A 26658-nucleotide genomic window follows, 5' to 3' on the forward strand; every position below is an offset into this window, starting at 1 on the left:
ATGAAGCCCATGTCGAGCATGCGGTCGGCTTCGTCGAGCACCAGGATTTCCACATGGGACAGGTCCACGCTGCCTTGGCCGGCCAGATCGAGCAGGCGGCCCGGGCAGGCGACCAGGACGTCGACGCCCTTGGCCATGGCCTGGATCTGCGGGTTCATGCCGACGCCGCCAAAGATACAGGCGCTGATCAGGTTCAGATCACGGGCATAAACCTTGAAGCTGTCGTGTACCTGAGCTGCCAGTTCGCGGGTTGGGGTCAGTACCAGGACGCGAGGCTGACGCGGACCGTGGCGCTGGGATTTGTCAGGGTGGCCACCGGGAAACAGACGCTCGAGGATCGGCAGTGCAAAACCGCCGGTTTTACCAGTACCTGTCTGGGCAGCGACCATCAGGTCGCGACCTTGCAACACGGCGGGAATGGCCCGCTGTTGCACCGGAGTGGGCTGGGTATAGCCCGCAGCCTCGATAGCGCGGACAAGAGCCTCGGAGAGACCGAGGGAAGCAAAGGACATGGGCAATCCTGTTCTCGTGGGGGCTGGGCCCGATGGGATGATCTGCCTGGCGCGACGGGCATCGGCGAGATGCGATCGCGTCCGGTCCAGCTGGGCATTCACTGCGCATCCGGGAGGCGGCGGGCGGCACTGGGGTGCGTTGCCGACGGGTCGAGATGCCTGTTGCGAGGCCGAGCGTCCGGGCGTGAGCCGGGCGGGAAGGCCCGAGTATAACAGAGCTATCGCGCTCTGCTGTGTTCGTGCTGCTCAACGGCGTCAGGAATATTGCCGAGGTCGCTGTCGTAACGGGCACTGATGGCCGCATACGCAGGGTCTTGCTTGAAGCGTCGCAGCTCGTCGGCGAACGCCTGTGCCAAGCGTTCCCTTCCGGGCTTGTTCGCAAGTCCCAGGTATTGAGGGTGCCGGCTGATTACCAAGGGTAGCTCCTGAACCTGTCCCTCGAGCCCCAATTGCCGCCGCAACAGGCGCCCTGCACGGCGGTCTGTCACCAGTAGGTCGATGCGCCCGAGCATCAACTTGCCGAAATTCGCCTCATGGGTGGGCGCCGGCTCTCGACGAAACAGGAAGGACTCGCTGAACGCCCGGCTGTAGGTGTAGCCCGGCGAGGTCCCTACGGTAAGGCCCGCAAGGTCTCTCAGGCGTTCGATGGCGTGAGGCCTGGCGTCGGCCTGGAACAGCACGAACTCAACCTCCGAGAGTGCCTCGTCCGGGTAGACCATGAACGGTTTGCGCGAATCGACCTGGAAGATGTCCAGCACACCGTCGGCCGCACCTTGCTCCACCATGGCGAGACAGCGTTTCCAGGGCAGCATTTGCCAGTCGACATCGATGCCGAGTCGCTTGAGCACTTCGTTGGCGACTTCGTAGTCGATGCCTTTGGGCTGGCCTTCGTGCCAGTAGATATAGGGCGCCCAGTCATCGCTAACCAAGCGCAGGCGCTCCGCCTTGGCAAACGGGCTCAGGCAGACGAGCAGCAGGGCGCAAAGAAGGGGGGTGAAGTCAGGCATGGCGGCAGCGTACGTCCAATGTGTGTCCGAGGCCAGTGAAGCCTGTCGTCAGCCTTTGTCAGGCTTGAGCAGATGATCCCGCACGTCCTGATACTTGCTCCCTAAAGACAGACGTAAGCCAGGGTGGTGCAGCAATTGGTGCAGTTGTTCGCTGTTCAGGCGCCCTTGGCGTTGCTGAAGATTTTCCAGTGCCTTGTCCCACCAGGCGAAGGTACAGGCCCGATCGAATTCGTTGGCATAGGAGTAGCAGCCGTACAGCAACTCCCGAGCAAATTGGCGTTGGTGGCGGGGCAGTGTCAGGCTCAGGGCCTTGTATCCCAGGCGATGCAAGGTGGGTGGTTTTGGCAGGCGGTCGTTGACCAGGGCTACGTCGGCCAGGGCGGCCTCGCCCAGAGGGTCATCCCCGTGCTTGTGCAACCAGGCCTGGATCTTGGCGCGGAACAGGTCCTTGCGGCTCCAGTAGTGATGGATGACGTCGGTGCAGTCGGTCAGCGTCAGCGTGCGATAGGCCGCCACGGCCAGACAGAACTCTTCGAGGGTATAGGCGTTGGGGACGATAGGGTGGAACTCGTCCATCAGCGCGATCGATTGGTCGAGTACTCCTGAATCCTCTGCCGCAAGGCCGATGACGCCGGAGTTGATCAGGTTCATGTGGTCATCCGCCAGGCCGCGCGCGTGCAGGATGCTGCGCAGGCCTTGGTACAGGACGGTGTTCGGGTTTTCGCCATAGCGCGCGCAGATGGCGTTGCACAGCAGATGGCCGGGCTTGACGCGGCGCAGCAGTTCCATCGGCGATTGGCGGAAGAACGTGTCGGTGTCGATAAGCACCGCCTGGGAATGCTGCTCGAGGGCCTGGCGTAACAGAACATGCTTGCTGCGAAAATGGTAGCCATGGGGTTGGGTCCAGGCCGCGCGCGTGGCATCGCAGATAAGGTGAACGGTGACCGGGAGTTTCGCGTAGGGCGCGGGGTCGTCGGTATGGACCTGGATGTCCAGGGCTTGGCTGCCGGACTCTTTCAGCTGGGCGAGGGCGCTGATGATGCTGAAGCAAGCTTCCTGTTGGTAGGTCTTTGCACCGAACGCTAGATAGATGAGCTGAGGTGCCGAGGAAGGCAAAGGCTGCATGGGCGGCTCGCTAACAGGTCTAAGGCTTGATGAAAGGTTTTAGCCTAATACCTAAGCCTTAAAGCTGCCTTAAGGACCTGTTAGCGAAATATGTCAGCGCGGCAGCTTCAGGTTGTTCCAGATCGCCAGGCTCGGCTCGGCCTGGTTCAACGTGTAGAAGTGCAGGCCCGGTGCGCCGCCTTGGAGCAACTGCTCGCACATGCGGGTGATCACCTCTTCGCCGAACGCCTGGATGCTGGCGGTGTCGTCGCCATAGGCTTCCAGCTGCTTGCGAATCCAGCGGGGGATCTCAGCACCGCAGGCGTCGGAGAAGCGCGCCAGCTTGCTGTAGTTGGTGATCGGCATGATGCCGGGCACGACCGGGATGTCCACGCCCATCTTCTGCACACGCTCGACGAAATAGAAGTAGCTCTCGGCATTGAAGAAGTACTGGGTGATGGCGCTGTTTGCACCGGCCTTGACCTTGTGCACGAAGTTGGTGAGATCGGACTCGAAATTGCGCGCCTGAGGGTGCATCTCCGGGTAGGCCGCGACTTCCAGATGGAAGTGATCGCCGCTCTCCTGGCGGATGAACTCGACCAGGTCGCTGGCATAGCGCAGCTCGCCATAGGCCATGCCCATGCCCGACGGGAGGTCGCCGCGCAGGGCAACGATGCGCTTGATGCCTGCTGCCTTGTACTGGGCGATCAGGGCGCGCAGCTCTTCCTTGCTGTCACCGACGCAAGACAAGTGCGGCGCGGCAGGAATCTTCACTTCGCTTTCCAGCTGCAGCACCGTGTTCAGGGTGCGATCGCGGGTGGAACCACCGGCACCGTAGGTGCAGGAGAAGAAATCGGGGTTGTAGCCCGCCAGCTGGCGAGCGACCGCCATCAGCTTTTCATGGCCGGCGTCGGTCTTGGTGGGGAAAAACTCGAAACTGTAGCGGCGTTCTTGTGACATCACTCGTTCCTCGTGCAGCCCGCCTCAAGCGGCAAGCTGCAAGTAAAAGCCAGATCGGTGATGGCCGATCTGGCTTGGCATCGTTCAAGATTTCTCAGCCTGGACTTCAAGCGGCACCGGCGCGATCTGCCGTTGCTTGCCGCTTGAAGCTTGCCGCTTAGTAGCGGTAGGTGTCCGGCTTGAACGGGCCTTCGACGGTCACGCCGATGTATTCGGCCTGCTGCGGGGTCAGCTGGGTGACCACGCCGCCGAAGCCGCGGACCATTTCCAGGGCCACTTCTTCGTCGAGTTTCTTGGGCAGTACTTCCACGGTCAAGCGCTCGGCCTTCTGTGCGGCAGGCAGTTGGGCGAACTTCTGCTCGAACAGGAAGATCTGGGCCAGTACCTGGTTGGCAAACGAGCCGTCCATGATGCGGCTTGGGTGGCCAGTGGCGTTGCCCAGGTTCACCAGGCGGCCCTCGGCCAGCAGGATCAGGTAGTCATCGTTCTGCGGATCGAAGGTGCCAGCGCCGGTACGGTGGATCTTGTGAACCTGCGGCTTGACCTCTTCCCATGCCCAGTTCTTGCGCATGAAGGCGGTGTCGATCTCGTTGTCGAAGTGACCGATGTTGCAGACAACGGCGCGCTTCTTCAGGGCCTTGAGCATGTTGGCGTCGCAGACGTTGACGTTACCGGTGGTGGTGACGATCAGGTCGATGCGGCCCAGCAGGTCCTTGTTGATGCCGGCCTCGGTGCCGGTGTTGATACCGTCCTTGAACGGCGAGACGACTTCGAAGCCGTCCATGCAGGCCTGCATGGCACAGATCGGGTCGACTTCGGTGACCTTGACGATCATGCCTTCCTGACGCAGGGACTGGGCCGAGCCCTTGCCCACGTCACCGTAGCCGATCACCAGGGCTTGCTTGCCCGACAGCAGGTGGTCGGTACCACGCTTGATGGCGTCGTTGAGGCTGTGACGGCAACCGTATTTGTTGTCGTTCTTGCTCTTGGTGACCGAGTCGTTGACGTTGATCGCCGGAACTTTCAGCTCGCCCTTGGCCAGCATGTCCAGCAGACGGTGCACGCCAGTGGTAGTTTCTTCGGTGATGCCGTGGATCTTCTCCAGCATCGCCGGGTACTTCTTGTGCAGGATTTCGGTCAGGTCACCGCCGTCGTCCAGAACCATGTTGGCGTCCCATGGCTGACCGTCCTTGAGGATGGTCTGCTCGATGCACCATTCGTACTCCTGCTCGGTCTCGCCCTTCCAGGCGAAAACCGGAATGCCGGCGGCGGCGATGGCGGCAGCGGCCTGGTCCTGGGTCGAGAAGATGTTGCACGACGACCAGCGCACCTCGGCACCCAGGGCGACCAGGGTCTCGATCAGCACGGCGGTCTGGATGGTCATGTGGATGCAGCCCAGGATCTTGGCGCCTTTGAGCGGTTGCTCAGCCTGGTACTTGCGACGCAGGCCCATCAGCGCGGGCATTTCCGATTCGGCGATGATGACTTCCTTGCGGCCCCAGTCGGCCAGGGAAATGTCGGCGACCTTGAAGTCGGAAAAACCTGCAGGCGTGTTTACAGCGCTCATCGAGAGCCTCCATTCGTAGTGTGCGAATGGGCGCCGTTGTGCGTTAGGCGTCCGCAGTGCGGACAACGCCCCAACCGAGCCTGACAGGCCGAGCCTGCTGCAGCGCCCCTCGGATGGGTGGCGGGATGGCCCCCGCGGCGGGTGGCCATGTGAATCGGCAGGGATTATAGCCGTGGCGTCGTGCCACGCCCAAGGTTTTCTGTCGCTTAATCGAGACGATAGTCGATGTTCAATGGAGAGGTGCCAAAGGCTCTGCCATCATTACCCTACGTTAGCCAAGCAGGTCAGGAGTACCGATGAATTTCCACACCCGCAAATGGGTAAAACCCGAAGACCTCAATCCCAACGGCACCCTGTTCGGTGGCAGCTTGCTGCGCTGGATCGACGAAGAGGCGGCGATCTACGCCATCGTCCAGCTGGGCAACCAGCGCGTGGTCACCAAGTACATGTCGGAAATCAACTTCGTCAGTGCCTCGCGTCAGGGCGACATCATCGAGCTGGGCATCACCGCCACCGAGTTTGGCCGTACGTCCATCACCCTCAAGTGCGAAGTGCGCAACAAGATCACCCGCAAAAGCATCCTGACCGTCGACAAGATGGTCTTCGTCAACCTGGGCGAGGACGGCCTGCCGGCCCCGCATGGGCGAACCGAGATCAAGTACATCCAGGACCAGTTCCCCGATACCGCGGTGGAATGACATTGGGGGCCGCGAAAGCGGCCCCAAAAGTGTCAAGGCTGTGCAGTAACCCCGCGCACCACCCGCCCGATGCTCAACCCCTGCACCAGGATCGAAGACAGCACCACGATGTAGGTGATCGACAGCAGCAGGTCACGCTCGGCGCCAGCGGGCAGCGACAGCGCCAGGGCCACCGACACTCCGCCGCGCAGGCCGCCCCAGGTCAGTACGCGGACAGTCCCCTTGGGCACGCTGCGCCAGCGGCGCAGCAATACGATCGCAGGCGCCACGGTCAGCAGGCGCGACAGCAGCACTGCCACGGCCAGCACGCTCCCGGCGGCCAGGTGCAGCCAGTTGAATGGCAGTAGCAACAGTTCCAGGCCGATCAGGGCGAACAGCAGGGCGTTGAGCATGTCGTCGATCAGTTCCCAGAAACCGTCCATGTAGCGACGGGTCATGTCGTTCATCGCCAGGTTGCGCCCCAGGTTGCCGATGATCAGGCCGGCCACCACCATGGCGATCGGCGCCGACACATGCAGCTCGTAGCACATGGCCGAGCCGCCGATCACCAATGCCAGGGTCAGCATCACCTCGACCTGGTACTGCTCGACGCTCTTGATCATGCGATAGGTGGCGTAACCAATCACACCGCCAAAGGCGATCCCGCCAATGGCTTCTCGGGCGAACAGCAAGGCGGTGTCGGCAAAGCTTGGCGCCTCGCCGAGCTGGACGATGCCCAGCAGGACGGTGAATACCACCACCGCCGTGCCGTCATTGAACAGCGACTCGCCCACGATCGTAGTCTTGAGTGGCTTGGAGGCATTGGCGGTACGCAGTGCGCCGAGCACGGCGATCGGGTCGGTGGGGGAGATCAGCGCGCCGAACAGCAGGCAGTAGATCAGCGGCACGTTCCAACCGAACATCGAGAAAACCCAATGGGCCAGATAGCCGATCACCAGCGTAGCGATCAGTACTCCGAAGGTGGCCAGCAGGCCGATCGGCCAGCGGTAGCTGCGCAAATCGGCAAGGTTGACGTGCAGCGCGCCGGCGAACAGCAGGAACGACAGCATCCAGTGCATCAACAGGTCGTTGAAATCGATCTGGTTCATCAGGCCCTCGACGCGCGCTTCCAGGCCGGGGAAGCCGATCAGGCTCAGGCCTTGCAGGATCAAGGAGAACAGCAGGGCGGTGACCATCACGCCGATGGCCGGCGGCAGGCCGATGAAGCGGTAATTGACGTAGGTGAGGAGGGTGGTCAGGCAGATAAAAGCGGCAACAAGTTCAAGCATCCGAAATCCTGTGACAGTGGCTTCCAAGTCGTTACCCGAATTGCTCGGGCAGTTCTTTGATGGCCTGGTGAGCGTTTCGGGACACACCTTATGACCCGATCCGAAGGATTCGTTCCGCCGGACAGGGCGCTGATTCCTACATTAGGGCTGGAAATCGATATAGTGTCGGACAATCAGGCCAACGAGGGCCTGGACTCTGTGCAAGGACCCTCCCGTGTTGGCAACTTCGCTGGTTTTGGTCGCGGCCCTGCTCCACGCGACTTGGAATACCCTGATCAAATTCAGTGGCGAGCGTTTGCTGGTGATTGCCAGCATGGACCTGGTAGCCCTCGCCTTCGCCGTGGCGGCGGTGGCGTTCGTAGACATTCCTCCGGCGCACATCTGGCCTTGGTTGCTCGCATCGGCGCTGGCCGAGCAGCTGTACCGCTTTTTGTTGATCCAGGCGTATCGGGTTGGCGATCTGGGGCTGGTCTATCCTCTGATGCGCGGCCTGTCGCCCTTGGTGGTGCTGGGGTTGACGCTGGCCTTTGCCGGAGAATCGCTCAGCGACAAGCAGATCATTGGCATCCTGCTGATTCCGTGCGGCATGGCCTGCCTGCTCTGGCAGGGCGGCGGCGGGGATCGGCTGCCGTGGTCGATGCTGCCAGTGGTCGCGCTGATCGGTCTGTGCATCGGTTGCTACACCTGGTTCGACGGCAGGGCCGTGCAAATCTGGGGCAAGCCGTTGGATTACCTGGTGTGGTTGACCTTGCTCAGTGCTTGGCCGTTTCCGTTGCTGGCAAGCGTGGCGCGGCGGGCGCCGTTCGTATTGTTCTGGCGCACCCAGTGGCGCCTGGGGTTGGCGGTGGGGTTGTGCGTGTTGTTGAGCTATGCCCTGGTGCTATGGGCCATGCACCTGGGGTCGGTTGCCGAAGCGGCGGCATTGCGGGAGCTGAGCGTGATCCTCGTGGTGCTGCTGGGCATGCGCTACCTCAAAGAACCTTTTGGCGGGCCAAGACTCCTAGCTTGCGGGCTGGTCCTGGCTGGCATGCTGGTGATGAAGCTCTGAAACCGATCATTTGAACAAGGAGTCCTTTCCATGACCGTTGCCCTGTGGTGCATCCTGATTGCCATGATCCTGCCGCCGCTGTGTGGGTTGACCGCGAAACTGAGCAGTGGCCGTTTCGGCTTGCGTGAAAACCACGATCCGCGCGCCTTCCTCGATACCTTGTCGGGCCTGCCACGCCGTGCCCATGCCGCCCAGCAGAACGGCTTCGAGGCCTTTCCCGCCTTTGCTGCCGCGGTGCTCGTTGCCGATATCGTCGGTAACGCGGAGCAGGTGACGCAGGATGTACTGGCGGTGCTGTACATCACCAGTCGCCTACTCTTCATCATCTGCTACCTGGCCGACCTGGCCATCCTGCGTTCACTGGTGTGGTTTGCCGGGCTGGCGCTGATCATTGCGTTTTTCGTGGTTTCCATCTGAAAGCGTGTCGCGCTCTTCGCGGTTAAACCCGCTCCCCCATGGCAATGTGGGTCTTGAGGTCTGTGCAGGCTTGTGGGAGCGGGGTCCGCCGCGAAGCATCCAACCCTGATCAAGGGACTTTCGGCACCTCAGGCAGCGCCGCGCCCTTGGGCCACAGCATCCAGATCTGCCCTGGCTGCTTCATGTTCCCTGCCAGTTCGCCGGCCTGCGGGCCAGTTCCCCAGAATAGGTCTGCGCGGACCTCGCCGGTGATGGCGCCGCCGGTGTCCTGGGCGCCCACCGGACGCACCACCGGGCTACCATCCGGACGGGTGGTGGACAGCCAAAGCAGGCTGCCCAGGGGGATCACCTTGCGATCGATGGCGACGCTGTAACCGGCGGTCAACGGCACGTTCAACGAGCCGCGCGGGCCTTCGTTGCTGTCTGGACGGGTGCCAAAGAATACGTAGCTGGGGTTGCTGGCCAGCAGCTCGGGAACCCGCTGCGGGTTGGCCTGGGCCCAGGCGTGAATGCTGCCCATAGTCACGTCTTCTTTCTTCAACTGGCCTTGCTCCACCAGCCAGCGACCGATGGGACGGTAGGGATGGCCGTTCTGGTCGGCGTAGCCCAGGCGCAGTTGGCGCCCGTCTTCTAGCTGAATGCGCCCGGAGCCCTGGATCTGCAGGAATTGCAGGTCCATCGGATCGGTCAGCCAGGCCAGTACCGGCGCTTTCACGCCGTCGCGGTTGATCACTTCAGCGGTGTCGTAGGGCTTGAGCACGCGGCCATCGAGGCGCCCGCGCAGGCGTTTGCCTTTTAGCTCCGGGTAGATGCTGGCCAAGTCGACCACGATCATGTCTTCGGGAATGCCGTACACCGGCACGTGGGCGGACTCGGTACGGCTGAGGCTTCCGGGGTAGACCGGTTCGTAGTAACCGGTGATCAGGCCGTGGGCGTTGTTTTGCGCTGAACGCAGGCCGTAGACCGACAGGTTCTGCTGTAGGAAGGCACGGATCTGGGCGGCGTCTTCAGGCATGCGGGCCGCGGCGTCGCAGGTAGCGGCCCAGACCGGATCACGCTTGAGCTTTTCGCATCCATTGCGCCAGGCCTGGAAACCGGCCAACAGGTCGTCGTCGCTGACGCTTGGCAGGTCTTGCCAGGTGGCCGGGGCGTAGGTCGCCATGGCGTGGGGTTCGGGTTTGGCATTCTCGCCGCCGTTGCAACCGGCCAGCAGGGCCAGGGTGGGAAGCGCCCAGGCAAGGTGGCGCAGAGCAGATCTCATGGTTGAATCCTTGAATGGGCGGCCTGTACGGCTGCCCATGTTTTTCGTGGGGGTATTGGTCTTTGTCGAGCAGGCGAGGATACTGTCGGCCCTTTCCCTCTGCCAATGTGACCGTGATGTTGAAATGTTTCACCGTTCTGCTGTTGGTCGGCCTGTCCCTGGCGGCCTGTGACCGTGTCGATCCTAACTCACCACTGGGTCAGCGCAAGGCGATCTTCAAGCAAATGCTCAAGACCAGCGAGGATATGGGCGGCATGCTGCGGGGACGATTACCGTTCGACGGCGCCCGGTTCGCCGAGGGTGCGGTGAAGCTCGATGGCCTGTCCCGCGAGCCGTGGCAGCATTTTCCGCAGGTCAAGGATGAGGGTGACAGCAGCGCGCGGCCTGAGGTGTGGGAGCGTCAGGCGCGTTTCCAGGATTTGGCTCGGCAATTGGAAGGGGTGACGGGCGAGCTCGTCAGCGTGACCCGTGACCAGCCGCTGGAGGCGGCAAGCTTGAAGGCGCCAATGGACAAGGTCGAGGCCGCGTGCAAGGCCTGCCACACGGAATTTCGCAATCATTGATTGCCCGCATGGCCGGGCTTGAGGCTGCTTCCCGCAATGCCTGTGGGAAACTGCGAAGGGTCGCGCAACGGCCCTGATATGCAGGGGCACAACTACCGTGCAATGCCCCTTTCAGCGGTAGCCCAGGGAGCCGATGTCACTTGTTCAGCTCCAGCTCGGCCTGCTTGAGTTCAGCCTGGGACTCTGCAAGCTTGCGCTCGCGCTTGGCGATCTTGTCCTTGTCGCCCTTGGCATGAGCCTCGGCGAGGTCTGCCTTGCGTTCGGCCACTTCCGCCTTGGCCTCGGCGACCTTGGCTTCACGCTCGTGTTTCAGGCCGGCATCGGTGCAGTGGGCGGCGTTTTCCTTCAAGGCTTTTTCCAGGCCACGGATCTGACCCCAATTGTTGTGCTTGCGGGCGTATTCGAGCTGGTTCTCGATGGCGCTGCGTTTGGCCGCGCAACCGGTCAGGCCTGGGGCGGGCTGCGCTGCCTGCGCAGTGCCAGCGGCCAGGCCGAGGATGGCCAGAATTGTCAGGGCGGAACGGGCTTTCATGAACACTTCCTTCAATAGCAACAAAATTTGTAGGGGATAGTGCCTACAACCGTTTGCCGAGTGAACCCTGGAAACGGGTGCTACATCGCTTTCAGAAAAACCCTACTCCGGCGTGACTGACTCAGCGCTCCAGTCCATCGACGGCTTCTTGCAGCTCTTTCTTGGCCTCGGCGAGCTTTTCCTTGCGCGTGTTGATCTTCTCCGGGTCGCCTTTCTTCATGGCCTTGTCCAGGTCCTTGGTGCGCTGGTTCACTTCGTGGCGGGCCTCGAGAACCTTCTGCTCACGCTCCTTGCGCAGGCTGGAATCGGTGCAGTGTTCGGTGACTTCGGCCAGGGCCTTTTCCAGGCCGGCCTGCTGCTCGCTGTTGCCTTGGCTGCGCGCTTGTTCGAGCTGTTCGCTGATAGCCTGGCGCTTGGCCGCGCAGCCGGTCAGCCCAGGCTGCTCTTCGGCGGCCAGCAGAGGGCTGGCGGCGATGCTGAGCAAGGCGGACAGTGCAAGGGACGAAAGCAATTTCATCGGGGACTCCATTCGAAGGCAGGACAGCGGAAAACGAAATGCTGCCCTGATCTGACGAAATTAGAAACCCTGGATTGCGTGTGCGCGCAATTGCATGGCCAGCAGGGCCAGCGTTTCATCCGTGAAGAACGCCTCCAGTTGCGCGGCGCGTCCAGGGCCGATACCGGGCTCGGCCAGCCATTGTTCACGGCGCTTGGCCGCGAGGGTCTGCCAATCCGGTCCCAGTGGGAGGTTGCGCGGAGCCGGGACACCGAGGGCCCGCAACCAGCGCTCGAACGGTTGCTGGCGAGCATTGGCAAAGGCTTGCAGCAACTGCTCTGCACGCGCCGTGCCGATGCCCGATATGCGCTGCAGGTCGTCGCGGTCCAAGGCCAGCCAGTCATGCAGGCTGCTCACGGCCCCGCTTTCCACCAGGCGCGCCCAGGTGGCGGAGCCAAGGTTGGGCATCTGCAAACCCTGGCGGCCGCTCAACCAGGCCAGGCGGGCGAGGAACTGCTCCTTGCAGGTGTCGTCGGGCCGCCAGCAACTGAGTGGATGGTGCTGTGTGGCGTCCGGCGGCGTCACGGGCTCCCGGTGCGTCGAGCGGTGCACCACGCTTTCCAGTCGCGGCACGGTCAGCCCGGCCAGGGTGATCGCCACTTGGTCACCAGGGCGTATGTCCAGCCGCTGCCAGCGGGCCAGCGAACCGAGGCTGACCAGGCTGATGCGGCGGTCATCCAATACGACCGGGTGCAGGTGCAGCATGGGCGTGATGCGACCGGTCCGTCCTACCCGAAAGCGCACCTCGCGCACCTCGGCCAGGGCTTGTTGGAATGGGTACTTCCAGGCCGCTATCCAGGAGGGCGGCTTGGCCCGCCAGCGTTTGGCCGGCGGCCGACTGTCCTGGCGCAGAATCACGCCATCAGTCGCGAAAGGCAGGGGTGAACGGTACCAATGCTGGCGCCAGTGTGAGGCTTGGTCGAAGGTCTCGATGGCGACGCTGTAGCGCTGGCTATCGGCAAAGCCGAGCTGCGCCAGCCGTGACAGGCGGTCGGCCTGACGGGGCGGCCCATCGGGCCAATCCCAGACGAACAGACCGATGCCGCCACCTTGGGCATCATCCAGGCTCTTGCGCGCCAGGAGGCCTGCCACCGTACCGCGGGCGTTGGCGCTGCCGGCCAGAACTTGCGTGTGATTGTCCCGACGCCAGTAGAGTTCGCCCTGCAGCACGAGGTCGATCGGCTCCGGCAGTTGCCGAGTGATGCCGCTCAGGTGGGGAATATGGCGACTCCAGTCATGTCCCAGAAGGCCATCGCCGCGGCTGAGCAACTGCACCAAGCGCCCTTCGCGGTACACCAGCGACGCTGCGACGCCATCCACCTTCGGTTGTATCCAGACATCGCGCTTGCCTTGCAGCCAAGCTACCACTGCCTGTTCATCGGCCAGTTTGATCACGCCGGTATGAGGTATTGGGTGAGGTAGGGCGCCGCGGGCGCTGGCCAGCGGATCATCGCTGCCTGGCAGGTCGAAGCAGATTTGCAACGCGTGCAGGCGCTGCCGGCTCTGGTCGTAAAGTTCGTCCGCCACGGGTGAATGGCCTTGGCGGTGGTACTGGTCGTCCCAGGTGGCCAGGGTTTCGCGCAGTCGGGTGATTTCCTCGTGGGCACGGGCCGAGGGCCAGGATGGACAGACGTCGGCTTGACTGACGATCGGCAGAAGTATGAGCAATGCAGCGATGAGCATTGGGGGCATGGCCAGCATCCTTGCTTGGCGGGAGGGAATGCTCAGCCTAGGCAATCGCAGGCCAGGGCGGCGGGCGGAGTTGTCAGTCGATATGTCACGAAAAAGCCCCTACCGATCACTCGGCAGGGGCTTTTTCTTGCAACCTGTGGCGTGCGGCCTGCAATCAGCCGCTTACCCTTACAGGCCGGCTGCGGCGCGCAGGGCGTCGACGCGGTCGGTGCGTTCCCAGGTGAAGGTGGTGAAGGTGTCGTTGCCGACAGTCTTCTGCTGAGGGATTCGGCCGAAGTGACCGTAGGCAGCGGTTTCCTGGTACATCGGGTGCAGCAGGTCGAGCATGGTGGTGATGGCGTACGGGCGCAGGTCGAAGCACTCGCGGACCAATTGTACGATCTTGTCGTCGGCGATCTTGCCGGTGCCGAAGGTGTTGATCGAAATGGAGGTCGGCTGGGCCACGCCGATGGCGTAGGACACCTGGATCTCGCAACGGTCGGCCAGGCCTGCGGCAACGATGTTCTTGGCCACGTAGCGGCCGGCGTAGGCTGCCGAGCGGTCGACTTTGGACGGGTCCTTGCCGGAGAACGCGCCGCCACCGTGACGAGCCATGCCGCCGTAGGAGTCGACGATGATCTTGCGACCGGTCAGGCCGCAGTCGCCCACTGGGCCACCAATAATGAAGTTGCCGGTCGGGTTGATGTGGAACTGGGTGTCCTTGTGCAGCAGCTCGGCAGGCAGGGTGTGCTTGACGATCAGCTCCATGACGGCTTCACGCAGATCTTTGTAGGAGACTTCCGGGTTGTGCTGGGTCGACAGGACCACGGCATCGATACCCACGACCTTGCCGTTTTCGTAACGGCAGGTGACCTGAGACTTGGCGTCCGGACGCAGCCACGGCAGCAGGCCGGACTTGCGCGCTTCGGCCTGGCGCTCGACCAGGCGATGGGAGAAGCAGATCGGGGCAGGCATCAGGACGTCGGTTTCGTTGCTGGCGTAGCCGAACATCAGGCCCTGGTCGCCCGCACCCTGGTCTTCCGGCTTGGAGCGGTCGACGCCCTGGGCGATGTCCACCGACTGTTTGCCGATGATGTTCATCACGGCGCAGGTCGCGCCGTCGAAGCCGACGTCGGAGCTGTTGTAGCCGATGTCGATAATGACTTTGCGCACCAACTCCTCCAGGTCGACCCAGGCTGAAGTGGTCACCTCACCGGCAATGATGGCGACACCGGTCTTGACCAGGGTTTCGCAAGCAACGCGGGCGTATTTGTCCTGGGCGATGATTGCATCAAGGACCGCGTCCGAAATCTGGTCGGCGATCTTGTCCGGATGCCCTTCGGACACGGACTCGGAAGTGAAAAGGGAGTATTCGCTCATCTCGACGGGTTCCTAAAAATTTACCGATGGTGAGTGTCGCCAGTCGTCCGCTGGAAATGGCGGACCTGAATCTGGAAACCGTTACGCAAGCCCACATAGAGGCTGTCCCCGGGTACTAGCCCCGCTACCCGGGCCCAACGGGCCAGGTCTTCCTGCTCGAAGCCCAACCAGAGATCGCCGCAGGCTTCCCGCGCCCAGCTCTGATCATGGCTGCACAGCTCGGTGACCAGCAGGCTGCCGCCCGCTTTCACCCGTTTGGCCAGCAGGCGCAGGGCCAGGGCCGGGTCGCTGAAATGGTGCAATACCATGTTCAGCACTACGCAGTCGGCTTCCACATCCGTTGCACCCAGTGCATCGGCCAACTGCAGGTTTACATTATCCAGCCCTTCGCGCTCGCAGACCTGGCGGGCCAATTCGAGCATGGTCGAGCTGTTGTCCAAGGCCGTGACCTGATTGAAGCGCCGTGCCAGGTCCGGCAGGAAGCCGCCATCGCCTGGACCGACTTCCAGCGCGCTGGCCTCGGGGCCGAAACTCAGGTTGTCGAGCAGAGCCAGCAGGCTGTCGCGGTACTGCGGCAGGCCGGCGATCAGGTCTTGCTGGGCGCGAAACTTTTCTTCCACGCGCAGGAAAAAGTCCTGGCTGGTGGCGGCGCGGCGTTGTTGTACCTGGGCGATACGGGCCTGCACGTCCTGCGTCAGGGCCAGGCCGTCCACCTCTTCGAGCAGGGCTGCGTGCAGGCGGCCGCCCAAGCGCAGGCTGTCGGGCAAGGCGCGGCGGTAAAAGATCGCATTGCCCTCGCGGCGCGTGGCCACCAGTTCAGCCTGGGCCAGTACCTTGAGGTGATGGCTCATGCCCGATTGGCCGATGTCGAAAATCTGCGCGAGCTCCAGCACGCCAAACGAGTCGCTGGCCAGCGCGCGCAGCACGTTCAGGCGCAGCGGGTCACCGCCGGCCTTGCACAGGGCGGCCAGCTCGTCGCTGCGTTGAGGGGTGATGGGCGCGCTTTGGTTCATGAGGCGGCAGTCTAGACAGGGGATGCTGTCGTAGCAATAGCAATATCAAAAAGTTTTGATATTGGCGATGAGCTGCGGTCTGCAGGGGGCAAGCTGCAAGGTTGGAGCAGATCGGGCGCCGATCTGCCTCTGCTTGCAGTGTCGAGCTTGTCGCCTGTGGCTGGAAAAGTTTGCCCCCGGCCCCGCCTGTGGGCGAAAATGGCGGCCTTTTTCGTTTCACTACCTTTTCAATCCCCAGGAGACTCAGCGATGCCCAGCCGTCGTGAACGTGCCAACGCCATTCGTGCCCTCAGCATGGATGCCGTGCAAAAGGCCAACAGCGGCCACCCAGGTGCCCCCATGGGCATGGCGGATATCGCCGAAGTGCTTTGGCGCGATTACCTGAAGCACAACCCGAGCAATCCGAAATTCGCCGACCGCGACCGCTTCGTGCTGTCCAATGGCCACGGCTCGATGCTCATCTACTCGCTGCTGCACCTGACCGGCTACGACCTGTCGATCGACGACCTCAAGGCCTTCCGTCAACTGCACAGTCGCACGCCGGGTCACCCGGAGTACGGCTACACCGCAGGCGTCGAGACCACCACCGGCCCGCTGGGCCAGGGTATCGCCAACGCCGTGGGCTTCGCCCTGGCGGAAAAAGTCCTGGCGGCCCAATTCAACCGTGAAGGCCACAACATCGTCGACCACCACACCTACGTGTTCCTGGGCGACGGCTGCATGATGGAAGGTATCTCCCACGAAGTCGCGTCCCTGGCCGGCACCTTGGGCCTGAACAAGCTGATCGCCTTCTACGACGACAACGGCATCTCCATCGACGGCGAAGTGCACGGCTGGTTCACCGACAACACCCCGGCGCGCTTCGAGGCGTACAACTGGCAGGTGATCCGCAACGTCGATGGCCATGACGCCGACGAGATCAAGACCGCCATCGAGACCGCCCGCAAGAGCGATCGCCCGACCCTGATCTGCTGCAAGACCATCATCGGCTTCGGCTCGCCTAACAAGCAGGGCAAGGAAGACTGCCACGGCGCGCCGTTGGGCAACGATGAAATCGCCCTGGCCCGCAAGGAACTGAACTGGAACCACGGTCCGTTCGAGATTCCGGCCGACATCTATGCAGAATGGGACGCCAAAGCCGCCGGCGCCAAGCTCGAAGCCGACTGGAACCAGCGCTTCGACGCCTATGCCAAGGCCTACCCTGAGCTGGCTGCCGAATTCAAGCGCCGTGAACGCGGCGAGCTGCCGGCCGACTTCGCCGAGAAGGCCCAGGCCTATATCAACGAAGTCGCCGCCAAGGGTGAAACCATCGCCAGCCGCAAGGCCAGCCAGAACGCCCTGAATGCCTTTGGCCCGCTGCTGCCTGAGTTCCTTGGCGGCTCGGCTGACCTGGCCGGCTCCAACCTGACCCTGTGGAAAGGCTGCAAAGGCGTCAGCGCCGATGACGCCAGCGGCAACTACGTGTTCTACGGTGTGCGCGAGTTCGGCATGACCGCCATCATGAACGGCGTCGCCCTGCACGGCGGCCTGGTGCCTTACGGCGCGACCTTCCTGATGTTCATGGAGTACGCCCGCAACGCGGTGCGCATGTCCGCCCTGATGAAGCAGCGCGTCATCCATGTCTATACCCACGACTCCATCGGCTTGGGCGAAGACGGCCCGACCCACCAGCCGATCGAGCAGCTGACCAGCCTGCGCAGCACGCCGAACCTGGACACTTGGCGTCCAGCCGACGCGGTGGAATCCGCCGTGTCCTGGAAGCAGGCCCTGGAGCGCAAGGACGGCCCATCGGCGTTGATCTTCTCCCGTCAGAACCTGCAGCACCAGGAGCGCGATGCCCAGCAGATCGCCAACATCAGCCGCGGCGGCTACATCCTCAAGGATTGCGCCGGCGAGCCTGAGCTGCTGCTGATCGCCACCGGTTCCGAAGTGGGGCTGGCGGTCCAGGCGCATGCCAAGCTGACCGAGCAGGGCCGCAAGGTGCGTGTGGTTTCCATGCCGTGCACCAGCGTGTTCGACGCCCAGGACGCCGCCTACAAGCAGTCCGTTCTGCCGCTGGAAGTCGGTGCGCGTATCGCCATCGAGGCTGCCCACGCGGACTTCTGGTACAAGTACGTGGGCCTGGAAGGCCGCGTCATCGGTATGACCACCTACGGTGAGTCGGCGCCGGCCTCCGCACTGTTCGAGGAATTCGGCTTCACCCTGGAGAACATTCTGGGTACCGCTGAAGAGCTGCTGGAAGACTGATGTAAGGATCTGCGGGCGGTGTCGCCCCGATTCGCGGGCAAGCCCGCTCCCACGGTGGTCGTGTATCCCTGTGGGAGCGGGCTTGCCTGCGAATGCCACACCGCAATCCCGCAGGCTGCTGACAATAGATCTGTTCCGTGAGTATCGAATGCCCCATCCGCGTCCCTACAAAGTTGCACTCAACGGTTACGGCCGTATCGGTCGTTGTGTCTTGCGCGCACTGTTCGAGCGAGGAGCGGACGCCGGCTTCGAGATCGTCGCGCTGAACGACCTGGCCGATCAGGCCAGCCTCGAATACTTGACCCGTTTCGACTCCACCCACGGGCGATTCCCTGGCGAGGTGAGGGTTGACGGCGACTGCCTGCACATCAATGGCGACTGTGTGAAGGTCCTGCGCAGCGCCACCCCGGAGGGCATCGACTGGGCGGCGCTGGGCGTCGATCTGGTGCTGGAGTGCTCCGGGGCCTACAACACTCGTGCCGATGCCCAGCGCTTTCTCGATGCCGGCGCGCCGCGGGTGCTGTTCTCCCAGCCGATGTCCAGTGAAGCGGATGTCGACGCCACGGTCGTCTATGGCATTAACCAGGACTGCCTGAGCGGTGAGGAGCGCCTGGTGTCCAACGCCTCCTGTACCACCAACTGCGGTGTGCCGCTGTTGCGCGTGCTGGACCAGGCGTTTGGCATCGAGTATGTGTCGATCACCACCATTCACTCGGCGATGAACGACCAGCCGGTGATCGATGCCTATCACCATGAGGACCTGCGCCGCACCCGTTCGGCATTCCAGTCGGTGATCCCGGTGTCCACTGGTCTGGCGCGCGGCATCGAGCGCCTGCTTCCGGAACTTGCCGGTCGAATCCAGGCCAAAGCCGTACGCGTGCCGACCGTCAACGTCTCGTGCCTGGACATCACCCTGCAGACCGCCCGTGATACCAGCGCGGCAGAGGTCAACCGGGTGTTGCGCGAGGCTGCGCTGAACGGCCCGCTGAAAGGGCTGCTGGCCTATACCGAGCTGCCCCACGCCAGTTGTGATTTCAACCATGACCCGCATTCGGCCATCGTCGATGCCAGCCAGACCCGTGTTTCCGGCCCCCGCCTGGTGAACCTGCTGGCCTGGTTCGACAACGAATGGGGGTTCGCCAACCGTATGCTCGACGTTGCCGGTCATTTCCTGCACGTCGTCCACCAAACCCGCACCAAACAGCCCTGAAGGACTGCATTCATGACCGTGTTGAAGATGACCGACCTCGACCTGCAAGGTAAGCGCGTACTGATCCGCGAAGACCTCAACGTCCCTGTGAAAGACGGTGTGGTAGCCAGCGATGCGCGTATCCTGGCCGCGCTGCCGACCATCAAGCTGGCCCTTGAGAAGGGCGCTGCCGTCATGGTCTGCTCGCACCTGGGTCGCCCCACCGAAGGCGAGTTCTCCGCCGAGAACAGCCTCAAGCCGGTGGCTGATTACCTGAGCAAGGCCCTGGGCCGCGACGTGCCGCTGGTCGCTGACTACTTGGACGGTGTCGAGGTCAAGGCCGGTGATCTGGTGCTGTTCGAGAACGTGCGCTTCAACAAGGGCGAGAAGAAGAACGCCGACGAGCTGGCGCAAAAGTACGCCGCCCTGTGCGACGTATTCGTCATGGACGCCTTCGGTACCGCCCACCGTGCCGAGGGTTCGACCCACGGTGTTGCCAAGTTCGCCAAAGTGGCTGCTGCAGGCCCGCTGCTGGCGGCCGAACTCGATGCCCTGGGCAAGGCCCTGAAAGCCCCGGCCAAACCGATGGCCGCCATCGTCGCTGGCTCCAAGGTCTCCACCAAGCTGGATGTGCTCAACAGCCTGAGCACGGTCTGCGATCAACTGATCGTCGGTGGCGGCATCGCCAACACCTTCCTCGCCGCGGCGGGCCACAAGGTCGGCAAGTCGCTGTACGAACCTGACCTGGTCGACACCGCCAAGGCGATCGCCGCCAAGGTCAGCGTGCCGCTGCCGGTGGACGTAGTGGTTGCCAAGGAGTTCGCCGAGAGCGCCGAAGCCACCGTCAAGTCCATCGCCGATGTGGCCGATGACGACATGATCCTGGATATCGGCCCGAAGACTGCCGAACAGTTTGCCGAGCTGCTCAAGTCGTCCAAGACCATTCTGTGGAACGGCCCGGTCGGCGTGTTCGAGTTCGACCAGTTCGGCAACGGCACCAAAGTGCTGGCCAAGGCCATCGCCGACAGCGCCGCCTTCTCCATCGCCGGTGGCGGTGACACCCTGGCGGCCATCGACAAATATGGCGTAGGCGCTGATATCTCCTACATTTCTACCGGTGGCGGCGCGTTCCTCGAATTCGTCGAAGGCAAGGTCCTGCCCGCCGTGGCTATCCTGGAAGAGCGGGCCAAGGCCTGAGTATGGCGGCGCCTGGCAAAGGGAGCGACCTGATGGTCAAGCAATTGCCTGTGATGATCCTGGCCCTGTTGCTGGGCGCCTGCTCCAGCAAGTCTGCCGATACCGAGCCGTCGCAGCCGCCCAAGGGCGGCTGCTATCAGTCTCAGTGGCAGGCGGAGACCGCGCCGGTTATCAACAAGCGCATGGGCCCGGAGGGCCTGGAAAAGTACGACGACGAACACCAGCGCCAGGCGCCGGGCTGCCCTTGATCGGGCGCCAGGCAACCAAGGTTGGGTTTTGTGGTCTTGGATTAGGGGCCGCGTAGCGGATCCACGACGAGGTTTTTGGATGAAAGCGCTTCTGGCCGCATTGGCCCTGGCGACCCTGGCAGGATGCTCGCTGCTGCAACCGGCCCCATCCGCTCCGGCGGACAACTGGACCCGCTGGGTCTGCGACAGCCAGGCCGAAGTGCTCTGGCGATTCGCCGATGCGAGCCAGGATGCGGTCGACGTACGCCTAGGCGGCGGCGACCAGGTCTACCGGCTCAAGTCCGAGCCGGGCGCCTCGGGCGCGCTGTACAGCGACGGGGTACTTGCCTTCCACACCAAGGGCGATGAAGGCCTGGTGTACTGGGTGGCGACCAACGATCTGATTGGGCGGGGCTGCAAGGCACCGTGACTGGCCGGGCCGCGACGGTGGCCCACACTACTTGAACAGCAACCGCCCCTGCGGCAGGCTTGCACGAAACAACGACGCTTGTCGGGAGAGAGATACACAATGGCACTCATTAGCATGCGCCAGATGCTGGACCACGCCGCCGAGTTCGGCTACGGCGTTCCGGCTTTCAACGTCAACAACCTCGAGCAGATGCGCGCCATCATGGAAGCCGCGGATGCCACCGACTCCCCGGTCATCGTCCAGGCCTCGGCCGGCGCCCGCAAGTACGCTGGTGCCCCGTTCCTGCGTCACCTGATCCTGGCGGCGATCGAAGAGTTCCCGCACATCCCGGTGTGCATGCACCAAGACCACGGCACCAGCCCTGACGTCTGCCAGCGTTCCATCCAGCTGGGCTTCAGCTCGGTGATGATGGACGGCTCGCTCAAGGAAGACGGCAAGACCCCGTCCGACTACGAGTACAACGTTCGCGTCACTCAGCAGACCGTGGCATTCGCCCACGCCTGCGGCGTGTCCGTCGAAGGCGAACTGGGTTGCCTGGGCAGCCTGGAAACCGGCCAGGCCGGTGAAGAAGATGGCATCGGCGCCGAAGGCACCCTGGATCACAGCCAGATGCTGACCGACCCGGAAGAAGCCGCCGACTTCGTCAAGAAGACCCAGGTCGACGCCCTGGCCATCGCCATCGGCACCAGCCACGGCGCCTACAAGTTCACCAAGCCGCCAACCGGCGACATCCTGGCCATCGACCGGATCAAGGAAATCCACAAGCGCATTCCCAACACCCACCTGGTCATGCACGGTTCTTCCTCGGTGCCGCAGGAGTGGCTGAAGGTCATCAACGAATACGGCGGTGACATCAAGGAAACCTACGGCGTGCCGGTCGAAGAAATCGTCGAAGGCATCAAGTACGGCGTGCGCAAGGTCAACATCGACACCGACCTGCGCCTGGCCTCTACCGGTGCCATCCGTCGCTACATGGCCCAGCACCCGAGCGAGTTCGACCCACGCAAGTTCTTCGCCGAGACCGTGAAGGCCATGCGTGATGTCTGCATCGCCCGTTACGAAGCCTTCGGTACCGCCGGCAACGCCTCCAAGATCAAGCCGATCTCCCTGGAAGGCATGTTCCAGCGTTACGCCAAAGGTGAGCTGGCCGCCAAGGTCAACTGATCCTGCCATGAACAAGGGCCGTTTCGCGCCGGCGAAACGGCCCTTGTTCATATTGGATGCGGATCGGATACACTCGCGGTTCTTCTCGCTGAACGCCGTGCAATGACCGCATTACGCTACCTGCAAGCCTACCCGCCTCACCTGCAAGAGCAGGTCCGCCAGATGATCGCCTCCGATCGCCTGGGCGATTACCTGCGCCAGCGCTACCCGGATCGACACGACGTACAGAGCGACAAAGCGCTGTACAGCTATGCCCAGGACTTGAAACAGCAATACCTGCGCAGTGCGCCGAATCTGGACAAGGTGCTGTTCGACAACCGCCTGGATCTGACCCATCGCGCCCTGGGCCTGAACACTGCGGTCTCCCGCGTACAGGGCGGCAAGCTCAAGGCCAAGAAGGAAATCCGCATCGCCTCGCTGTTCAAGGACGCGGCGCCCCAGTTTCTACGCATGATCGTGGTGCACGAGTTGGCGCACCTGCGCGAGCGGGACCACAACAAGGCGTTCTACCAGCTCTGTCAGCACATGGAGCCGGACTATCATCAATTGGAATTCGACCTGCGCGTCTACCTGACCTACCAGGAGCTGCCGGGCACCACCTGAGGATCGAGCAGCATGGATGTGAGCAAGACCAAGAGCAGTTTCTACCGGCGTCTCTATGTGGCCTGGTTGATCGACAGCCAGACCGCAACCAGTGTTCCGGCGCTGATGGAGGCTACCGGCATGCCTCGTCGCACTGCACAGGACACCATCGCCGCACTGGCCGACCTGGATATCGTTTGTGAATTCGAGCAGCAGGCCGGGGCGCGCAATCACGCCGGGCACTACCGCATCCATGATTGGGGTGCCATCGACAAGCAGTGGATCATCCAGCACCTGCGCCAGATCAGGGACGTGCTGGGTTATCCATGACCTGAGCGCCCCAGCCGCTCGATGCCCTCTCGCCTCAAGCCTTGCGCATACCGATATGCGCAATGCCATCCTCCAGGTACTGCTCTCCAGCCACCTCGAATCCATGCCGCGCATAGTAGGCCTGCAGATGTGCCTGGGCCGACAGGTAGATCGGTATCCCAGGCCAGCAGTGCTCGGCGCACTCCAGCCCCTTGAGCAACAGCTGATGGCCCAAGCCGCCACCGCGCGCGGCGGGGGCGGTTACCACCCGGCCAATGACCACGTCGCCGCCTTGGGATTGGGGGTCGAGCAGGCGCAGGTAGGCCACCAAGCGGTCTTGTTCCCAACCCATCAAGTGCAGCGTATCTGCGCAAAGGTCCTGGCCGTCGACCTCTTGGTAGGGGCATTGCTGCTCCACCACGAAGACTTCAGTGCGCAACTGCAGGATGGCATAGAGTTGCTCCTTGCCAAGGTCGGTATGGTGCTTGCAGATCCACTCGATGGACATGGGTATGAACTCTTTGAAGGGGCGGTCGATCATCGCAAATCCCGGCGCTGGCGACGAGTCAGACATTGCCCAAAAACGGCTTCAACCGCATTCGGCCAAAATAGAGGCTATTTGATATCATTTGTCGGCTGCCGTCCGAGAGGGCTTTGTGTAATCTGCCCATCCTGTAGTAGTGCGGATCGCCACCACCAGAGTGGATCACCCACCTGCTAAAGGACTCGAGCATGCGGCCATTGCTTTGCGCGCTTGGTTTACTGTTGATCGTGCTGTTCACCCCCGCCGTGGCGGCCGAGAAGTTGCGTCTTGTGGCTGACAGTTGGCCTCCGTTCACAGACAGCGACTTGCCCGGCGGCGGCCTGGCCACCAACATCGTCACCGCGGCACTGACCCGTGCTGGCTACACCAGCAATGTCGAGCAGGTGCCCTGGGCCAGGGCCTTGATGGGTATCGGCGAAGGCCGCTACGACATCTTGGTCAACACCTGGTACAACGACTCGCGCACGCGTCTGGGCGCGTTTTCCAAACCCTACCTGGTCAACCGCATCCGCCTGCTCAGGCCGCAAGATACGCCTTTGAGCTACCGTCAGCTGGCCGACCTCTACGACTATTCCATTGCCGTGGTACGCGATTACGCCTATTCCCCGGAATTCGACGCCGACGCCCGTTTGCACAAGGTGGCGGTGCGCAACTTCTCGTCGGCGGTGCGCATGCTGGCGGCGGGACGGGTCGACTTGACAGTGGAGGATGAATTCGTCGCGCGCTACAGCCTGCAACGCGAGACGAAGGCGGTGCGTGAGGCCGTGACCTTCGTAGAGCCCGCGTTGGGCGAAAACAACCTGCACATTCTCGTCAGCCTCAAGCATCCCGATCATGAGCAGATCATCGAGCGCTTCGACCGCGCCATCGCCGCGATGAAGGCCGATGGCAGCTATGCCCGTCTGTTGCGCCAACACGGGTTCTGAACCGCCTGAGGGGCCGCTGGCCTTAAGAGCGGGTTGGCCTGGGAGCGTCAGCCCGGTGGGCTTTCCTTGATCAGGTGTGCCGCCAGGGTACGCAGCGGCCCGAGTTGGCGGCAGATCAGCGCCAGTTGGGTTTGCACCAGACGCTGATGTTCGTCCAACTCTTCGGGCATCTGTTCCAAGGCGCCGGCCAGGGCTTCCTCGGCATCGCTGTGGATGGCCACGGGCAGGCGGGCGGCCAGTCCATTGGCGATCTCATCGAGGCTGTTTGCCAGGCTCTGGCCGGCGCCATCGATCAACTGCTCGTGAACCTCCGGCGGCAGCGCCGTGTCGCGGTGTGCACCGAGCCCGGAGAGGTAGCTGAGCAGGGTGTGTGAGAGCACCAGGAAGCGGAAGCCCACATCGGCTTCCTTACGGAAGTGCCCAGGCTCCATGAGCATATTGGCCAGTGTGGTCGACAGTGCCGCATCGGCGTTGTGGGCGTTGCGCCGGGCCAGGCGATAGGCCAAGTCGTCGCGCTTGCCATGGGCATATTGCTGCATGATCTGGCGTAGGTAGGCACTGGCGCAGGTCAGCGTATTGGCCAGCACTTTGTTCAGGCGCCGCCCCTGCCAGTCCGGTAGGAACAGGAACACCGCCAGGATGGCAATCAGGCTGCCCACGAGGGTATCGAACAGGCGTGGCAGGAACAGGCCGTAGCCATCGCCGATCTGGTTGAAGCAGAACAGCACCATCAGGGTGATTGCCGCCGTGGCCAGGGTGTAGCGGGTGGTTCGGTTGACGAAGAACACCACCCCGGCGACCACCGCGAACATCGACTGGATGACCGGGCTGGGGAACAGGTCGAACAGCGCCCAGCCCACCGTGAGGCCGACGGCCGTACCCAGCACGCGCTGCACCAGCTTGCGACGGGTCGCACCATAGTTGGGCTGGCAGACGAACAGGGTGGTCAGGATGATCCAGTAGCCTTGGGTCGGGTGGATCAGGTGCACCATGCCGTAGCCCACCGACAGCGCCAGGGACAGGCGCAGGGCATGGCGGAACAACAGCGAAGTGGGCGTCAGCTGCGTGCGCAGGCGGCTCCAGACATCCTTGAGATTGCGTGGCGAGCGGTCGAGCAGGCTGCTGTCGCTGGCATCGGCCAGGCTGTCGGGGTTGCTGGCGGCGCCCAGCAGGCGGTCCAGGGTTGCCAGGTTACCGGCCAGCGCCCGCAATGAGCGCAGCAGGCCGCGCCAGGCTGGATTGCTTTGCTGGCGCAGGTGTTCCAGGGAGGCGTTGAGGTCTTCCAGCGCTTCGGCGAACCCGCCGCCGTAGACGAACGGCTGGCGCAGGCGGATCGAGTGGGACAGTTGCTGGCAGGCCGAGCCTTGCTGGCGCAGCAGGCGCTGGCAGCGGAACATCACATCGCTGTGGAAGAACGCTTCGGCCAGTGCGTTGTAGGGATAGTGCGAGGCACTGACCCGCTCATGGATGTCCTGAGCCAGAAAGTACAGCTTCAAATAACGGCTGACCTTGGCGTTCGGCTGGCTGTTGCCAACCCGGTGCAGGATGATTTCCTTGGCTGCGTTCAGCGCCGCCACTACTTTGCCATTTTGCTGGGCCAGTTCCAGGCGGCGGGCTTCCAGGTCCAGGTTGCGAATCGGCTCGAACAGGTTGGCCTTGAGCTTGAGGTAGCGGCCAAGCTCCATGAACAACTTCGCCAGGCTCTGCTGCACCGGCTGGTTGGAGAACAGCGCCTGCCACAGGACCGAGAGCAGGCCATACCACGCCGCACCGGCCACCAGCAGCAACGGTTCGTGCCAGAAATCGCTGACCTGCCCGCCGCGCTGGTCCACGCCGATCATGGTGTACACCGAGAGGATCAATGTCGCCGAGGCGATGGCGCCGTAGCGCTCGCCCAGCGCGCCGAGCATGGTCAGGGCGAAGGCTGCCAGGGCCAGTGCGCCAGCGAAGATCCAGGGGTAGGGGAACAGCAGCTCCACCGACAAGGCGGCGATAGCGAAACACACCAAGGTAACGGCCAGGGCGCTCAGGCGGCCTTGCCAGCCGTCGTCGGTCTCGGCCAGGGCGCTGGCGATGATGCCGAGGAACAGCGGGATCAACAGCGCCATTTCGTCCTGGTACCAGCAAAGCGCCAGGCTGCCGGTGAGTGCGATCGTTACCCTGATGCTGTAGCTGAACTTGTCTTGGCCCCACAAACGACGCAATGAATGGCGGAACGAGCTCGATGACATGATGGCCCTGGGCAGTGATCGAATGAATACCTTGGCGCCATTCATAGTGGGGCTG

The 26658-nt window shown here is 63.0% G+C and carries 27 protein-coding genes and 1 riboswitch; of the genes, 13 read left to right on the top strand and 14 right to left on the bottom strand.

Annotated elements, in window-relative coordinates; translation table 11 throughout:
• From HMPREF3173_RS24750 to ahcY, 5 genes are all read right to left on the bottom strand, one after another.
• On the bottom strand, window positions 1-512 hold a 512-nt coding region (locus tag HMPREF3173_RS24750), incomplete at its 3' end, for a DEAD/DEAH box helicase (RefSeq protein WP_256543670.1).
• Window positions 513-730: 218 nt separating this feature from the next.
• Complete coding sequence (locus HMPREF3173_RS00580) at window positions 731-1519, bottom strand: substrate-binding periplasmic protein (protein WP_070571087.1); 789 nt, start codon at window positions 1517-1519, stop codon at window positions 731-733.
• 48 nt (window positions 1520-1567) lie between these two features.
• Window positions 1568-2644 (bottom strand): hypothetical protein, encoded by a 1077-nt coding sequence (locus HMPREF3173_RS00585; protein WP_070571088.1) that lies wholly within the window; start codon window positions 2642-2644, stop codon window positions 1568-1570.
• A 93-nt stretch (window positions 2645-2737) separates the two neighbouring features.
• Window positions 2738-3583 (bottom strand): methylenetetrahydrofolate reductase [NAD(P)H], encoded by an 846-nt coding sequence (gene metF, locus HMPREF3173_RS00590; RefSeq protein WP_043207230.1) that lies wholly within the window; start codon window positions 3581-3583, stop codon window positions 2738-2740.
• A 157-nt stretch (window positions 3584-3740) separates the two neighbouring features.
• The gene (gene ahcY / locus HMPREF3173_RS00595; RefSeq protein WP_043207233.1) at window positions 3741-5150 is read right to left on the bottom strand and encodes an adenosylhomocysteinase; all 1410 of its coding nucleotides are present in this window, start codon (window positions 5148-5150) and stop codon (window positions 3741-3743) included.
• Window positions 5151-5171: 21 nt separating this feature from the next.
• A riboswitch (S-adenosyl-L-homocysteine riboswitch) is annotated at window positions 5172-5267 on the bottom strand.
• A gap of 179 nt (window positions 5268-5446) precedes the next feature.
• Between ahcY and HMPREF3173_RS00600 the strand changes: the two genes are divergently transcribed.
• On the top strand, window positions 5447-5848 hold the full coding sequence (locus tag HMPREF3173_RS00600; RefSeq protein ID WP_043207235.1) for an acyl-CoA thioesterase: 402 nt from the start codon (window positions 5447-5449) through the stop codon (window positions 5846-5848).
• Between the two features lie 32 nt (window positions 5849-5880).
• Here the strand turns inward: HMPREF3173_RS00600 and HMPREF3173_RS00605 are convergent, their stop codons facing one another.
• Complete coding sequence (locus HMPREF3173_RS00605; protein WP_043207237.1) at window positions 5881-7116, bottom strand: cation:proton antiporter; 1236 nt, start codon at window positions 7114-7116, stop codon at window positions 5881-5883.
• Between the two features lie 214 nt (window positions 7117-7330).
• On the opposite strand from HMPREF3173_RS00605, the gene HMPREF3173_RS00610 reads away from it, so the two are divergent.
• Both HMPREF3173_RS00610 and HMPREF3173_RS00615 read left to right on the top strand, forming a co-directional pair.
• On the top strand, window positions 7331-8164 hold the full coding sequence (locus tag HMPREF3173_RS00610) for an EamA family transporter (RefSeq protein ID WP_043207239.1): 834 nt from the start codon (window positions 7331-7333) through the stop codon (window positions 8162-8164).
• A gap of 30 nt (window positions 8165-8194) precedes the next feature.
• Window positions 8195-8581, top strand: coding sequence for an MAPEG family protein (locus tag HMPREF3173_RS00615; RefSeq protein ID WP_043207241.1), 387 nt, complete (start codon window positions 8195-8197; stop codon window positions 8579-8581).
• Between the two features lie 109 nt (window positions 8582-8690).
• Here the strand turns inward: HMPREF3173_RS00615 and HMPREF3173_RS00620 are convergent, their stop codons facing one another.
• Window positions 8691-9842 (bottom strand): murein transglycosylase A, encoded by a 1152-nt coding sequence (locus HMPREF3173_RS00620; protein WP_070571089.1) that lies wholly within the window; start codon window positions 9840-9842, stop codon window positions 8691-8693.
• A gap of 116 nt (window positions 9843-9958) precedes the next feature.
• Here HMPREF3173_RS00620 and HMPREF3173_RS00625 point away from each other — a divergent pair, with 116 nt between their 5' ends.
• Complete coding sequence (locus HMPREF3173_RS00625) at window positions 9959-10405, top strand: c-type cytochrome (protein WP_070571090.1); 447 nt, start codon at window positions 9959-9961, stop codon at window positions 10403-10405.
• Window positions 10406-10541: 136 nt separating this feature from the next.
• Here HMPREF3173_RS00625 and HMPREF3173_RS00630 read toward each other — a convergent pair whose 3' ends face one another.
• From HMPREF3173_RS00630 to HMPREF3173_RS00650, 5 genes are all read right to left on the bottom strand, one after another.
• Window positions 10542-10937 carry a DUF1090 domain-containing protein gene (locus tag HMPREF3173_RS00630; protein WP_070571091.1) on the bottom strand — a complete coding sequence of 132 codons (396 nt, stop codon included), beginning with the start codon at window positions 10935-10937 and terminating at the stop codon, window positions 10542-10544.
• Between the two features lie 121 nt (window positions 10938-11058).
• Window positions 11059-11454 carry a DUF1090 domain-containing protein gene (locus HMPREF3173_RS00635; protein WP_070571092.1) on the bottom strand — a complete coding sequence of 132 codons (396 nt, stop codon included), beginning with the start codon at window positions 11452-11454 and terminating at the stop codon, window positions 11059-11061.
• A 60-nt stretch (window positions 11455-11514) separates the two neighbouring features.
• Window positions 11515-13185 (bottom strand): NAD-dependent DNA ligase LigB, encoded by a 1671-nt coding sequence (ligB, locus tag HMPREF3173_RS00640; protein ID WP_070571093.1) that lies wholly within the window; start codon window positions 13183-13185, stop codon window positions 11515-11517.
• 168 nt (window positions 13186-13353) lie between these two features.
• Window positions 13354-14544 (bottom strand): methionine adenosyltransferase, encoded by a 1191-nt coding sequence (gene metK / locus HMPREF3173_RS00645; protein ID WP_043207253.1) that lies wholly within the window; start codon window positions 14542-14544, stop codon window positions 13354-13356.
• Window positions 14545-14564: 20 nt separating this feature from the next.
• Window positions 14565-15557: an ArsR/SmtB family transcription factor gene (locus HMPREF3173_RS00650; protein WP_043207256.1), complete on the bottom strand. Its 993-nt coding sequence runs from the start codon at window positions 15555-15557 to the stop codon at window positions 14565-14567.
• 249 nt (window positions 15558-15806) lie between these two features.
• On the opposite strand from HMPREF3173_RS00650, the gene tkt reads away from it, so the two are divergent.
• The 8 genes from tkt to HMPREF3173_RS00690 all read left to right on the top strand — a co-directional run bounded on the left by tkt (window position 15807) and on the right by HMPREF3173_RS00690 (window position 22923).
• Complete coding sequence (gene tkt, locus HMPREF3173_RS00655) at window positions 15807-17804, top strand: transketolase (RefSeq protein WP_070571094.1); 1998 nt, start codon at window positions 15807-15809, stop codon at window positions 17802-17804.
• A gap of 148 nt (window positions 17805-17952) precedes the next feature.
• Entirely contained in the window at window positions 17953-19014 is a 1062-nt protein-coding gene (epd, locus tag HMPREF3173_RS00660) for an erythrose-4-phosphate dehydrogenase (RefSeq protein ID WP_070571095.1), read from the top strand.
• A gap of 12 nt (window positions 19015-19026) precedes the next feature.
• Window positions 19027-20190: a phosphoglycerate kinase gene (locus HMPREF3173_RS00665; protein WP_043207267.1), complete on the top strand. Its 1164-nt coding sequence runs from the start codon at window positions 19027-19029 to the stop codon at window positions 20188-20190.
• A gap of 32 nt (window positions 20191-20222) precedes the next feature.
• Complete coding sequence (locus tag HMPREF3173_RS00670) at window positions 20223-20438, top strand: hypothetical protein (protein WP_043207346.1); 216 nt, start codon at window positions 20223-20225, stop codon at window positions 20436-20438.
• Between the two features lie 79 nt (window positions 20439-20517).
• Complete coding sequence (locus HMPREF3173_RS00675; RefSeq protein WP_070571096.1) at window positions 20518-20847, top strand: MliC family protein; 330 nt, start codon at window positions 20518-20520, stop codon at window positions 20845-20847.
• A gap of 99 nt (window positions 20848-20946) precedes the next feature.
• Window positions 20947-22011: a class II fructose-bisphosphate aldolase gene (gene fba, locus HMPREF3173_RS00680; protein ID WP_043207275.1), complete on the top strand. Its 1065-nt coding sequence runs from the start codon at window positions 20947-20949 to the stop codon at window positions 22009-22011.
• Between the two features lie 102 nt (window positions 22012-22113).
• Window positions 22114-22614 (top strand): M48 metallopeptidase family protein, encoded by a 501-nt coding sequence (locus HMPREF3173_RS00685; RefSeq protein WP_070571097.1) that lies wholly within the window; start codon window positions 22114-22116, stop codon window positions 22612-22614.
• 12 nt (window positions 22615-22626) lie between these two features.
• Window positions 22627-22923 (top strand): winged helix-turn-helix domain-containing protein, encoded by a 297-nt coding sequence (locus HMPREF3173_RS00690; RefSeq protein WP_070090534.1) that lies wholly within the window; start codon window positions 22627-22629, stop codon window positions 22921-22923.
• 34 nt (window positions 22924-22957) lie between these two features.
• On the opposite strand, the gene HMPREF3173_RS00695 is transcribed toward HMPREF3173_RS00690, so the two are convergent.
• Entirely contained in the window at window positions 22958-23410 is a 453-nt protein-coding gene (locus HMPREF3173_RS00695; protein WP_070571151.1) for a GNAT family N-acetyltransferase, read from the bottom strand.
• A 224-nt stretch (window positions 23411-23634) separates the two neighbouring features.
• On the opposite strand from HMPREF3173_RS00695, the gene HMPREF3173_RS00700 reads away from it, so the two are divergent.
• Window positions 23635-24372 (top strand): substrate-binding periplasmic protein, encoded by a 738-nt coding sequence (locus HMPREF3173_RS00700; RefSeq protein ID WP_070571098.1) that lies wholly within the window; start codon window positions 23635-23637, stop codon window positions 24370-24372.
• A gap of 47 nt (window positions 24373-24419) precedes the next feature.
• Here the strand turns inward: HMPREF3173_RS00700 and yccS are convergent, their stop codons facing one another.
• Window positions 24420-26603 carry a YccS family putative transporter gene (gene yccS, locus HMPREF3173_RS00705; RefSeq protein WP_070571152.1) on the bottom strand — a complete coding sequence of 728 codons (2184 nt, stop codon included), beginning with the start codon at window positions 26601-26603 and terminating at the stop codon, window positions 24420-24422.
• Window positions 26604-26658: the final 55 nt, after the last annotated feature.

Origin of the sequence: Pseudomonas sp. HMSC08G10, from assembly GCF_001808425.1 — a bacterium.
GTDB classification, from domain to species: Bacteria; Pseudomonadota; Gammaproteobacteria; order Pseudomonadales; family Pseudomonadaceae; genus Aquipseudomonas; species Aquipseudomonas guariconensis.